We start from the raw sequence: 13987 nt of genomic DNA on the forward strand, positions 1-13987 counted from the left end.
AACCCCACCAGGCCAGCCATGGGACGATACTTCACCTTCACCGAAGGCACCCTCGCGTGTGCGGCTCTCGCATGCAGCGTGCTCCTTGCCGTGCCCTTGCGCGCCGAGGACGCACCTGCACCCGCGCCAACACTTGAACCCACACGACACGAATTATGGGTGCCCACCAAGGATCTCAAGGAGGTCCTGGAGAAGCATCCGAATGCCGTCGTGCTCGACCGCGAGCAGTACATGGCGCTCATCCGTGATGCCGGAAGGGTGGGAGCGCTCAAGGAGCAGGCAGCGCCGGTCGATGCGGTGATCGAAGATGTGAAGGTCACGGCCCGAGTGTCTGAGGACGTGTCCACGGCGACGCTGACGTATGAGTTTCACGTCCACAATCTGAAGGATGGGTGGAGCGAGGTGAGTCTGCCTTTCGCCCTGGGGAGCATCCGCAGTACCCTGTCTCCGCAACCTCCGGCATGGGCAGGCCCACCGGAGGTCATGCTCACCGACCTGGCTGCGGAAAAGCCGATCATGGTGAACTCTGATGAGAAAGCCTGGAAGACCACGGTGCTCTCCCAAGGGAAGGGCAGGCATGTGCTGCGAGTAGTCTTTGTCGCCCAAGTGTCCCAGGGACCTGTGAAGGGTAGCGCCTTGGGGATTACAGGACCCAAACCGAGGGCTGTCGCCATGACGGCAGGTCCCAAAGGACCGCAGTATACCGGTTCTTCGGCAGCGACGCCCGTCCGGCTGGAGTTGCCTCCTGGGTGGAAGCCTGCATCCACGGATGTTGCCACGCGTGTTGCAGACGGAGCTTGGGACGTGATGGCAAATGCTTATTCGTGGAGCACTGGCATCCAGGCACACTTGCGCACCTTTTTCATGTTCAGGCTGGATTTGGAGCCTGCCGAAAACCTTGCGAAGGGTGCGGAGGCGATCACGCAGTCCCAGGTTTCGATCCTTTATGGCATCTCAACGGATCGAGTATCGGCAGCCGCAGAATTGGCGTGGTCAGGGGCGCAGCCGCGTGGTTCTGAAAAGCTTCGTGTCTCCTTGCCAAAGGAGGCCCGCGTGTTGCATGCCACCACCTATGGCTCCGCTTTGGATGTCATGAAGTGGGAGCCGGTCGAGGGCGGCGTAGAGTTTCAATCTCCTGCCGTGGCCAGAAATGCAGGGAAGGTGCTGGTGGAGTTCGAGGTACCATGGGCAGGCGCATCTGATGCTGTGCACCTGCTGGAACTGCCAGCGGCACGGATTGACGGAGCGGTGATCACCAGGTGGGATACCGCCATCATGGCAGAATCAGACGTCGGCGTGCGTCTCAACAAGCTGCTCCCTTTCGCCAGACCGGTGAAAGAAACGGACAAGTACCCGCTGCGGACACTGGCGAAGGTGGCGATCAAGGGCGTGGGAGTTGGTGCCCTGATTCAATCTGCACCGGCGGAAGATCTCTTCCGTCATCCGCGATTTGTTGGCGGATTCAGTTTCGATGCCCTGCCCGACAAACCACTGGTCGAAGTGCAGATGGTGCCGGACCGCTTCAGCGTGGATGCCGATGCTCTTGTGGAGGTGGCTTCGCATGAAGTCAGTGTGGTGCGCACCTTGGTGTTTCACGGCGAAGCAGGCAGTACCTCTCGCGCGGTGGTCACACTCCCGGAGTCAGAAGTGTTTCTGGAAATACCAGTGACCTCTGGAGAGCACGTGCTGTGGAAGCAGGTAAGCCGTGATATCGAAGTCACGTGGCCGCAGGGGCTTGGCAAGGGGGAGCAGACTTCGCTCACCATACGTACGCGGCGCGACATTCCTCCCAATGCAGCGGATGGCACGGCCAGTGAGAAGGTGGCCATTGCGAGTCTTCCGGTCTCGGGCGCGAGTCGTGTGTCGGGCTATGCTGCGCTGAAGTTTGACGAATCATGGAAGGTCAACGTCACGGACACTACGGGACTTGAGATGCGTGATGCCAGGGCCACGCCCGTGCGCGGGCGTATGGCGTGGTTTGGGCTGAAGGAGTGGAAGCTTGGCTTCGATTTGAGCCGTCGCTCGCCGGTGCATGATGCCACCATCACCGCATATGCGTTGCCACGTGCGAAGCAGGTGGAAATCGAAGGGCAGATTGCCCTGAGCGTATCAGGCGCGCCGTTGCGCAAGTTTGAGGTGAAGCTGCCAGTCTCGATTGCGCCGTTGCTGCGTGTGACGTCCCCTCTGGTGGGTGAGCAGTCGCTGGATGCGGCCACCGGCGTCTGGACCTTGACCTTGGGACGAGAGCTCATTGGTGCGGCCAATGTGCGCTTCCGCATGAGCCTTCCTGCGGATAAGGCTCCTGAAGGTTCCGCAGAAGGCACGCTCACCACGGCGCTGCCAGACATCACTGTTCCAGGTGCGCGCCGCACGGCGGGCCGCTGGGTGGTGGAGGCGAACACGGACACGGAACTAGCCTTCGCGACGCGTGGTGTGCAGCCCCTTGACTCGCGTCGTCCCCCGTCGGTGCAGGGCTACAGCCCGCAGCATCGCGTTATTGCCGCGTATAGTCACGGGGGAGGGGAGCATGAGATCCGCCTCACGGCCACGAGGCATGATCCGGCGTCGCTTGCAGGCATGGTGCTCATTCACCTGCGCATGACCAGTGTGCTCGGCCAGGATGGTTCCGCCCGGCATGAGGCCGTCTTCACCCTGCGGCACAATGGCCGGCAGTTTGCCACCATTCGCCTGCCAGAAGGAGTGGGCCTGCTCAGCACCATGGTGGACGGCAAGGTGGTGAAGCCGGTGAAAGCCGGCACGAACGAGGTGCGTCTGCCGCTGAGCTCCCGCATCGGTGACTCGGCCCCGATTGAGGTGAAAGTGATTTATGATACACCCTCCGGCGAATGGGGCGGCAGCGGGAGGGTGGCTCTCACTCCGCCAACTCTTGGAGATGAAGTGCCGGTGATGGAAACGCAGTGGAAGGTCTACACTCCGGGTGGCTTCACCCTGGCGCATGCTGGCAGCGGGTTGGTGGAAGATGAGAGGGGTGGCTCGATTTCGCCGCGCGCTCCTGGATTCTGGGAGAATCTGTTTGGCAGGACCGTGGTGGGGAAGGTCATGGGGACCCCTGCGGAAGCTCCGGTGGACTTCCTGTCTGGAGGAGGCAGCTTTGACGACCTTGCAAAAAATGAGGAGCACGCGCGGATGGTCGCGGAGCGGCTCAATAAGATCATCCTGCCTTCAGTGCAGTTTGCCGGAGCATCGTTGACACAGGCCATCGATTTCCTTCGCATCGAGAGCAAGCGCTACGACCACGCCGAGCCGGATCCGGCGAAGCGAGGCGTGAACCTTGTGGTGAAACCTGAGGCTGCATCATCCACGGCAACCATTTCCCTGGACCTCAAGGATGTTTCGCTTCTCGATGCACTGCGATACGTCACGGAACTGAGTGGGGCCAAGTACAGGATCGAGTCCTTCGGCATTACCATCGTTCCCATAAGTGATGTCCGTTCAGAGATGTACTCACGGAAGTTCAAACTGACGCTCGCGCAGATGCTCGCCTATAAGGAGAAATCGATGGGCATGCATGCGCCGAGTGCGCCGCGGGATCCCTTCGCGCCTGCGGGAGGGGATGAGAGGAAGCCTTCCACAGGGGAGTTTTCGCTCGAGGCTGCCCTCAAGGCGGAAGGCATTCCGTTTCCAGAGGGGGCCGTGGCTGTGTACGACCGTGATGCGCAGATGCTGCTGGTCAGGAATACACAACCCAGCCTGGATCTGGTGGATAGCTTGCTTGATTCATTGAGGCCTGACGAGGTCATGGTCGACAACGATGACCCGAATGCGGGTACGGAGAACTACGGACAGGTCGAGAGCCCGGGAGACTACTACATTAAAAAGATGTCGCGGATCATCTTTCCGTTCGTGGAATTCAACGGCATTTCCGTGGAGGAGGCGATTGAGTATCTTCGTATCAAGAGCAAGGACTATGACCAGGTGGAATCCGATCGCGCCAAGAGGGGCGTGAATCTCATCGTCAAGCCTGGCGCTGCACCATCCACAGCGACCATCAGCCTGGATCTCAAGGACGTTCCGATGTCGGAAGCGCTGCGCTACGTCACTGAGCTCGGCGGAATGAAATACAAGGTGGAGCCCTATGCGGTGGTGGTGGTGCCCATCTCGGATGTAGGCACAGAGATGTACACCCGCACCTTCAAGGTGCCGCCAGATTTCCTCACCCATCAAGAGGTGAGTCCTCCCGCTGGAGGGCCAGACGCCGGACTCGCCGCCAGACCCGCCGCGAATAGTATGCTCACGTCAAACGGCATCCCCTTTCCCGAAGGAGGCTCGGCTACATTTATTCCCGCGACCAGTCAGCTCATTGTGCGCAATACCCAGTCCAGTCTCGATCTTGTGGAGAGTTATGTGAATGCATTGATGAAGGACTACATTGAGAACCGTCGCAATGCGTCGCTCAATCGCGCGAAGTCGGGTCTTGTGCCCCTGGAACTGGAGTTGCCCACGAGTGGCCAGGTGCTTGTCCTTCACGGACATCAGCGACCGAAGGAGTTTGCCCTGCATTACCTTTCGTGGGAGCGGCAGGCAACGCGCACCAGTTTGCTGGTGCTGTTGGGCGCGACGTTGTTCTGGGTTTTGCGAAACGTGCGCATCTGGTTCTACACTTTTGTCGTGGTGTTAGTCCTGGTGTGTGGACCGATCCTGATTTTGCCCTCGTGGACCGCAGAGTTCTCCGCCTTGTTGGCTGGTTGGATGATGGCCCTTGGAGTCTGGCTCCTTTGGAAAATCGCGGAGTGGTGGAGAGAGCGTACAAGGCCGTTGGAAAACTCGAACGAAAAGGAGGTGGTGGCGTGAGAACGTTCGTTGAGATGATGCAAAAGATGCGTGTGGCAGCAATGACGATCAGCGCATGGTGCGTGGCTGGAATCGGGCATGCACAGCAACAGACACCACCGCCACCGCCGGATGGCGCAGCGCATACGGTGATCATCCCGTTCGATGCCACGAAGCCGATCAGGGAGCAGTCGGCGAACAGGTTCTATCTCGACTATGATGTATTCCAGGAACTCTGGGCGAAGGCCAAGGAGAGGCGGCAGCCAGATCAGGCGGAGAAGGACACTGACACTGGTGTGGCAGTGAATCTCGCCATGCATGATGTGGCCGTGGAAGATGCCGCTTTCACGGTAAAGAGCCGGTTCCAGATTGGCTCCCGTGGCGAGTGGCAGCGGGTGGAGCTTCCGTTGTCCGCGGCAGGAAACGCAGTAGTTGGCTGGACGTTGGACGGTCGCCCTGCGCCTCTCAAGGATGGCGGCATTCTTCTTGAGGAGCCGGGAGCGCATCAACTGGAAGCGATGGTGAGCGTGGGCCTGTCTCGTGGCTGGCAGGATGCCGCGTTGAAAATTCCTCCAGCGGTCGCAAGCGTGTTGCGAGTCTCCGTACCGCTTACGGACGGATTGCCGGATATCACGCCCCGGAAGCAGACCTCACTGGTGTCCGAAGAAGTGCGCGAGGGCAGACGTGTCTTCACCTTAGTGCTCAATACCAGCCAGGGCGATGAACTGACGCTGAAACGGCAGGCCATGCGCCGCTCCGTGGAGCAGGCAGTCGCGGCGGCTTGCGACGTCAGGACTGATGTCACCGCACGCCAGAAGTCGGACCAGGTGCAGGCACGGTTCAATTTCACCTTCTCTGGCGCGGAGAGATCCGCGTTCGTCGTTACGATGGATGAAGATGTGCGGCCGGTGAGTTGGAACGTCACCGGTATGCGGGAGGCGATCCTACGCCGTGAAGGCGGGCAGATGGTGGCGGAGATACGGCTGCTCAAGCCGGTCCGGGATGCGTTCGCTTTCTCCATGTCGGCGTTGCGTGCGCGGGATACCGTGGATGGTGAGCGCAAGACACCACACGTGGGAGCGCAGGCGGCGCGTGTGGAGCGCGTGGTGCAGATCCTTGCCTCGCCGGCGTTGAAAGTGACAGTGGCATCCACGGGAGCGCAGCGTGTTCCCGCAGTCTTTCCCGTGGAGGGCGCTGATTCGATCCTCAGCTCCTGGAAACTGCGCGGTGATGATACACTGTCCTACACCGTGGCAGTCGCGGAGGACATCGTGAGTGCCACGGTGGAGGCACTGGCTCAGGTGGGCGTGAGCAAGCTGGAGATCATGATTGCCGCCACACTTCATGCAGGGCGGTTGCCGTTGAGCGAGGCGTACTTGAGGCTGCCACCAGGATATGAGGTGCAGAGTGTGCAGGGCTCAGGCCTGCGAGACTGGCAGCGGGATGCGGGTGGTGTATTCGTGCAGTTTGACGGTGGAGTCGTCAAAGAAGCCCGCTTCGTGTTGAATGCAGCCACCACGCGTGCCCCGGGTGAAACGGCCGCCAGCCTCCCGGTGGTGTTCTTTGAAGGGATGGCGAAACAAAGGGCGCGTGTGGCCCTTGCGGTGAATGCCGCCATGGATGTGAGGCTGCAGTTTGATCGTGCCTGGAGTGAGACGGATCCTGCCTCCTGGCACTCAGTCTTTACGGTATCGCCTCCCTGGGTGACGAAGCGTGAGCTGCTCTGGGAGCCTGATGCGGCTTCTGCCAAGCAGCCTCCCGCTGCCCCGACAGTGACATTGATTCCCCAACCGCCGAAGCTCAGTGCGGATACGGTGCTCCTCGTGCGCTCGGCGGATGAGATGCTTGCCTTCTCCCAGCAGGTGGGCATTTCGGTGGACCAGGGAGCCGTGAGCGGGCTGAAGGTACGCCTGCCAGCCTCCGCACCGGAGGCTCGCGTGAGCGGGCCGGATGTGCGCGATGTGCAGGTAACCACGCAAGGTGAGACAAGGGAATACAACGTCACCTTCCAGGGAGAGATCCTCGGCGCTGCTTCTGTCACGCTGGATTGGGAGCAGCCGCCCGCTGCCGAAGCGGCGCTGCCTCTCGCGGTGGTGGACGGCGCGTCGCGTTCGCGGCGGTTCTTCATCCTGGAGAACAGTTCCTCCCGCGAGGTGAAGACGACTCTCAAGCAGGTGGAGAAGTCGGTGGCCTCCGCGGTACCGTGGCTGCCCGAGGGGCTGGCTTCGCCCGAGCTGTACCAGGCGCGCAGCGCAGACGCCGAGATGAAGCTCACCTTCTCCAACACGCAGGCCACTGCGGCGAACGCCGCCATCGTCACGCTCGCGGAAATCACCACCGCCCTGCGTCCCAATGGAGAGCGCTGGGAAACGGTGGTGTATTCCCTGGCGAATCGATCCCTGCAATTCCTGCCGGTGCGTCTCCCGAAGGATGCGGAACTGGTGACGGTGATGGTCGGTGAGGAAATGGTGCGCGCCGACCGGGGCACACCAGCCACCACAGCCGGTGAAAAAGCCGAGCTCTGCCACCTTGTGCCGCTCCTCCAGATGCGTGCGGGTGAACTCTCACAGCAGGTGAGGCTCACGTACTTTGTCCCGGCGAAGGATGGTGCGTCGATCAAGGATGCCGCGGCGATGGATGATCCCGAACTCGTGGGGCTCTCTGTGGAACGGACCTTGTGGAATGTATGGGTGCCCCAAGGCTACGAGCTCAATGAGTTCGATGGCAACATGGAGGAGGTGGTCGAGGAAGTGATCGAGGACGAGAAGGTGCAGCAGAAACTGAGTGACGTGCTCCGCCTGAACCGCATCGTTTCTACGAGCAGCAGCAGCGAGTATGACGTCAAGGAGGCACTCGGCAATGCGACCAAGGCATTGGAAGAAGTGAACCGGTATCAGGAGAGCAAGAAGTCCAAGTTCTCTCGCAGCAGCGGCGACAGCAAGCCTGCCGTCACCAAACGCGCGACGCTGAAGGAAGGTGACGAGGAAGTGCGCTTCAAAAGCAATGCCCAGCTGGAGCAACAACTGAAGCAGCAGGAGGTTCTGCTCAAGGACAATAGAGTGCGTGTTGGAAAGCTGAGCAAGAGCGGCAGCGGCACATGGCAGGTCCAGATGGAGCAAGGTGCCTTCACAGGCACGGGCTCCGTGAACAGCAACACCTGGAACTACAACAAGGATGCTGCGGCGCCAAAAGCCAAGGAAGGCAAGGTGATGCTGCAGGGAGCCAACACCGTGCTCAACGATAACGTTGCCGTGAGCAATGATTTCCTCACTCGGGGAGATGCCCCGGTGGCGCTGCCTTCCGCCCCTGCTGCGAAGGCGGCCACACCGCAGATGGAGCAGCCGCAGATGCCATCGCTCCAGGGGAACGTCACGCTCAACAACGCGCGTGGTGCTGCCAATTTCCTGCAGGCCGACGGTGGATACAGGGTTGGCCAGGAGATGGTGGTGCCCGCACAGTCGGCATCCGGCGGGAGCTTCAATTCTTCGAGCGGCCTCGGCGCTTCAGTACCTCCCAACATGAGCCTCGCTCCCGCCGCACCTGCAGCCCCGGCGGATTCGTTTGCTCCCGTGCCTCCCGCTTCTTCTGTACCTGCGGGGGCTGATCCGTTTGCCCCTGCTCCATCCAATTCGCCTTTGGGTGCAGCTCAGCCTGGAGCAGCGCGGAGGTATCAGGATCTAAATGAGCCGGCGGTGACACCGTCCCGGGTGGAGCAAGTGCAGGGGATCGAAAAGAATCTCCAGCTGGGATACAGCTACCTCAACCTCGGAAACATGGATCAGGCGAGTGCGGCATTCCAAGAAGTGCTTCGTGTGGATCCCAACAACAGGGCTGCACGTCGCGGCCAGGAAGACACGGAGCGCGCCCGCGCTGAGTATTTCAGGACGACCAGAGATCACACCCGCGCCCGCATGCTCAATGAGGTCAATCGAGGATGGGAGGACCCGGTGCCGGTGCAGTTGACGACTACTCCGCAGTTGAAGCCTCAGGGGCGTGTGTCACTGCCCGTGGATGTGCCACTGAATGGGACGGTGTATCACTTCCGCAAGTTAAAGGATCATGCCGCGCTTGAGTTGGAAATCGACAAGCCGCTCGAACCGCAGCGGAAGGTGGCGTTGTGGATCCTGGCCGGTGGCGCGGTGGTGATTGCAGGTGTGGAGTGGGCCGGACGGAAGCGTCGCTCAAGAATTCAGCAGGCCGCGTGAAGCAGCAGACGCCTGTTTTATGGGTGTGGGTTTGCGGCCCTGAGGGGTTTTGCGATTATATTGTCACTTAGGGTTTGCCGCCGCCTTATAGACCCGCATAATTTGCGTGTCGGGTTTCACCGGCCTTTGCCCCCACGCAAGCAACGCATGCTGGCCTCACTCCCCCAGACCACGCCATCACTGGAAGCGGAGCCTGACCCCTTGGGTCATCTTCTGAAAATGATTCACGAGCAGGGTGACATCGTGCGGTACCACAGTGGCTATGGTCTTGTGCATCTGTTCAATCATCCGGATCACGTGCAGGCCATCGTGCAGAATGCCAACTTCGAGAGGACAGCACTCATGAGGATGGTGCTGGGTGATGGACTACTCGCGAGCGATGGCCGCTACTGGCAGCAGCAGCGCCGGCTGTTGCAACCCTCGTTCCACGAGAAATGCATTCACGGATTTGGTCACGTGATCGTGCAATCCACTCTGGGCATGCTCCGTCGCTGGGAGAAAGAAGGTGCAACAGGGGAAGTGTTGGAATTGTGTGCTGAGGCGCGAAGACTGACCTTGGAAATTATTCTCAGCGTATTGTTTGGAGAAGTGCCGCAGGAGGATGTGGTCCGGATGGTCGATGCTGCCCAGGTGATCATGGCGCATGTGGGCGATCTTTCCGATGTCGTATTCAACGTGCCGCTGATCATCGACCCCCAACTCAGGGAACGTTTCCTATCAGCGATGGAGGTCATGGATTCCATCGTTGCGGAGCTCACGCAAAAGGCTGAGTCGGGTCCGAGGAGTGCACGAGGCATCGTGTCCTCCCTGTTGCAGGCGCGGGACGAGGGCGTGCTTACCGCGCGACAGGTGCGGGACGAAATCGTCACCATGATCATCGCCGGCCATGAGACCACGGCCATCGCACTCTCATGGGCGATGGCACTTCTCTCCGCCCATGCAGATGTCTACGAACGGCTCGTGGAAGAGGTGGATCGCGTGCTCGATTCACGCACTCCGGTGGTGGACGATCTCTCACAGCTCACCTACCTGCGCATGGTGCTGGATGAGTCCATGCGTCTCTATCCACCCGTGAGTGTGGCGGTACGGCAGGCCGTGAAGGAAGATACCGTCGCAGGAGTTCGCATTCCCGCTGGAGGGTTGGTCCTCGTTTGTTCCTTTACCACCCACCGGCATCCGGATTTTTGGAGAGAGCCTGAACGATTTGATCCCGAGCGTTTCCTTCCTGAACGCAGTCGTGATCGCCACCGTTATGCGTTTTTCCCATTCTTGGGTGGCAGGCATCAGTGCATCGGCCAGGGGTTGGTGATGATTGAAGCGCCGTTGATTCTGGCCCTTCTGCTCAAGCATGTGAAGATGCACATGCCGTCGGGTATCAGGCGATATCCGCTTCCCGGTACAGCCTTGCGTCTGAAGGAGGGGTTTCCCATTACAGTGGAATTTAGGAAACCTCTGCCTGCATGCTGACCCCGCAGCACAGCATCCGGGGAGAGGCCGCACTCGGCGCGGGAACTGGCGTGCCGCACCGCGTGCAGACCTTGATGGATCTGGTGGAGCATCATGCTGCGACGGGTGGACAAAGCAGGGCCTTTGTATTCCTGCAGGACGGTGTTCAGGAAACGGCATTCCTCACGTACCCGGAATTGGATCGGCAGGCGCGATCCGTCGCCGCGTGGTTGCAATCACAAGGACTCGAAGGGCAGCGTGCGCTGCTGCTGTTTCCTTCCGGGCTGGAGTTTGTGGTGGCGTTTCTGGGTTGTCTTTATGCCAGTGTGATTGCTGTCCCGGCCAATCCTCCGCGCTTGAATCGCAAGGCACACCGGCTGCGCGCCATGGTGGAGGATTCGCAGGCGGCATTGGCTCTCACCACCTCGCGCATGCAGGAGCGCATTCGTCCTGCATTGGTAGAGGCAGGCATAGAGGGACTGGCTTTTGCCTCCGTGGATTCCCTAACTGCAGGATTGGAGAGCCAGTGGCGACGACCTGCGGTGAACAGTGAATCACTTGCGTTTCTGCAATACACTTCAGGCTCTACGTCGCAGCCCAAGGGCGTCATGGTCAGTCATGGAAATCTCCTGGCCAATCATCGCATGATGCAGGAGGCCTTTGGTCAGACGAAGGACACACGCATTGTCACCTGGCTGCCGCTGTTTCATGACATGGGTTTGATCGGCAATGTGCTCCAAGCCCTCTATCTAGGCACCGAGTGCGCCATCATTCCTCCCGAGGTCTTTCTCATGAAACCAGTCTGCTGGCTGCAGGCGATGGCGCAACGACGTGCCACCTTCAGCGGTGCTCCGAACTTCGCCTACGAACTGTGCGCGCAAAAGATCTCGGGGGAGCAGTGCCTTGGCCTGGACCTTGGCAGCTGGGAGACCGCGTTCTGCGGTGCGGAACCGGTGCGTCATGCCACCATGGAACGGTTTGCCGCAACATTCGCCTCGTGCGGTTTTCGAAAGCAGGCGTTGTATCCCTGTTATGGACTCGCGGAGGGGACGCTGTTTGTCGCGGGAGCAGGCAAGTCCACAGGTGCGCATGCGGCGTGTTTCAGCGCTGCGAGTTTGGAGAATCATCGCGCGCAGGAGGTGTCAGTCGCTGAAGCGGGCACTCCCTCACGCATCCTTGTAAGCTGCGGTCACACGTGGGGACAGCAACAGATCGTGATCGTGGATCCAGAGACAAGGGAACGCTGCGCACCGGGAATGATTGGAGAAATTTGGATCTCGGGCCCGAACGTGGCGCAGGGATATTGGCTAGGTGGGATGAAGACGACGCATGGCTTTGATGCCTCTCTGCCTGACGTGGAAGGCGCGCATTTCTTTCGCACCGGTGATCTGGGTTTCATCCATGACGGTGGGTTGTATGTCTCCGGTCGTATCAAAGACCTGATCATCATTGCCGGTCGCAATCACGATCCCGGCGACATCGAGCACACGGTGTGCGCGAGCCATCCGTCGATTCGCTCATCAGGTTGCGCGGCCTTCCAGGCGGAAGTGGAGGATGATGCGAAACTCATCATCGCAGTGGAACTGGAGAGAACCAGCGACGGGCAGAATGGTGCCGCCACGTTGATATCTCCGATTGCATCCGCCTTGCAAACCATCGTTAAGCACATTCGCGAAGCGGTCGCGGCGCAACATGACCTATCCGTTCACGAAGTGGTGTTGCTGCGTCCAGCTGCCCTGCCGAAGACATCGAGCGGAAAAATACAACGCCATGCAACCAAGGTAGCGTGGATGGATCGATCTTTGAAGCTATGGCAATCAAGGAAGTGACTCAGAGCGACATCCGGGACTGGCTCATTGCAAAGGTGGCAGACACCCTGAAGTGTGCACCGGAAGACATTGGGCTGGAGGAGTCCTTCACCAGCCTGGGTCTGGATTCCCTGTCGATGCTGATGCTCACGGGGGATCTTGCCGCATGGCTGGGACGTGATCTCCATGCCACGGTGCTGCTCAAGCATCCGTCGATCGAAGAAGTGGCGGAGTTGCTGGCGAGGTCCGGGCAGGGCGAGCTGGAACTGCAGAAGCCCAGTTCCTCTCGCGAGCATCCGCTGCCTGCCACACTGGCCCAGGAACGTCTTCTGAAACATGCCAGCCTTCCGCCCGAGCGCGACGCGAACATCGTGAATCCACGGTTTATCCTGAAAGGGAATCTCGATGTGGAAGCCCTGCGCCGCGCGCTCGCTGAAATGGTCAGCCGGCATGAAATGCTGCGCACCACGTTTGCTCTGCATGAGGGCACCTATGTCCAGATCGTGCATCCCACCGGGCCAGCGATAGTGGAAGAGGTGGATTGGACAGCGGAGGACTCGACGCAAACCGAGGAACAATTGCTGAGGCGTGCGCGCGAGAGGGTGATGAAGCCCATGAATATCGGCGCTCTTCCGCTGTTCGACACCACAGTCATCAAGATTGCGGAGCAGGATTACCGCTTGATGCTGGTCTTTCACCACCTGCTCTGTGATGCGGATGCGTTGCGTGTTTTTTTCGGGGAGCTGGGGCGGTTGTACTCCGCCTTTTGCAAAGGCTACCCACCAGCCCTGGAACCATTGGAATGGCAGATCGCAGACTTCGCGGTGTGGGAGCGGGAATGGTTGCGGCCTGAGGGCGAGCCCTATCAGGAGCGCCTGGCATGGTGGCGGGACTATTGGAAGATGCCACCCAAGGAATTGCACTTTCCCTTCGCCTGGAGGCAACCGCCCACGACCATTCCCTCGCGGGCGACCACGAGGCACGGCTTGGTACCGCTGGAGACGAAAGAGCGCGCGGAGGCGTTTGCGCGACAGTCGCAAACAACCCTGTACACGGTGTTCTTCGCAGCCTTCGCCACTTATCTTTGTGATCGGCTGGGTGAGCAGGAGGCGATCGTCGGCACTTATGTGTCTGATCGCAAGCGCATGGCTGCGGGCCAGCTCATGGGCATGTTCGTCAGCATGGTGCCGGTGCGTGTGAAGGTCTCGCCGGACAGCACATTCCGTGAGTACGTACTGCAACTGCGCGGTGAGTTGGACGAGCTTTCATTGCGCCGGGAGCTTCCCTTTGAGAAGCTCGTCGAGCATCTGCAGGCTACCGGACAAGAAGTTCCGCAAGTGCAGGTGGTGTATCAGCACATGCATCTTCCCGGTGAAGCTCTCAGCCTGGAGGGCGTGGAGTCCAGAGGCTGGCTTGAGCATGGACAGCGACTGGAGACATCAGGCTTGAGCCTTTCCACCGTCAGTTCTCCAAACGATCTGGACGTGTGGATGAGCTTTGACGGACTGCTGTATGATCCGGACGAGGTGGAAGTGTTCCTGCAGGGATTTGTGACGCACTTGCAAGCGTTGATGAACGAGCCGGATCAGTGGCTGGCGGATTTGAAGCAAGGAGAGGGGCCTCCTGAGTGGGAGAATATGTTTGGGCCGGGTTGAGTTCCGCGTGGGAAAGGGACTTGCTTTTGCTTTGTGGCGCGAGGCTTGCACCGATGGTCATGCGCACTTTGACCCAGAGATG

5 protein-coding genes are annotated in these 13987 nt (G+C 60.0%); all 5 read left to right on the forward strand.

Annotated elements, in window-relative coordinates:
* The first annotated feature begins 18 nt into the window (after nucleotides 1-18).
* Nucleotides 19-4812 (forward strand): hypothetical protein, encoded by a 4794-nt coding sequence (locus tag G5S37_RS04245; RefSeq protein WP_165201172.1) that lies wholly within the window; start codon nucleotides 19-21, stop codon nucleotides 4810-4812.
* The gene (locus tag G5S37_RS04250) at nucleotides 4809-8996 is read left to right on the forward strand and encodes a tetratricopeptide repeat protein (protein WP_165201174.1); all 4188 of its coding nucleotides are present in this window, start codon (nucleotides 4809-4811) and stop codon (nucleotides 8994-8996) included. The genes G5S37_RS04245 and G5S37_RS04250 overlap by 4 nt, the downstream gene beginning before the upstream one ends.
* 147 nt (nucleotides 8997-9143) lie before the next feature.
* Nucleotides 9144-10463 carry a cytochrome P450 gene (locus tag G5S37_RS04255; protein ID WP_165201176.1) on the forward strand — a complete coding sequence of 440 codons (1320 nt, stop codon included), beginning with the start codon at nucleotides 9144-9146 and terminating at the stop codon, nucleotides 10461-10463.
* On the forward strand, nucleotides 10457-12271 hold the full coding sequence (locus tag G5S37_RS04260) for a fatty acyl-AMP ligase (protein ID WP_165201178.1): 1815 nt from the start codon (nucleotides 10457-10459) through the stop codon (nucleotides 12269-12271). Before G5S37_RS04255 ends, G5S37_RS04260 begins: the two co-directional genes overlap by 7 nt.
* Complete coding sequence (locus G5S37_RS04265; protein WP_165201180.1) at nucleotides 12253-13905, forward strand: condensation domain-containing protein; 1653 nt, start codon at nucleotides 12253-12255, stop codon at nucleotides 13903-13905. Before G5S37_RS04260 ends, G5S37_RS04265 begins: the two co-directional genes overlap by 19 nt.
* Nucleotides 13906-13987: the final 82 nt, after the last annotated feature.

It is taken from the genome of Roseimicrobium sp. ORNL1, from assembly GCF_011044495.1.
Classification (GTDB): domain Bacteria; phylum Verrucomicrobiota; class Verrucomicrobiia; order Verrucomicrobiales; family Verrucomicrobiaceae; genus Roseimicrobium.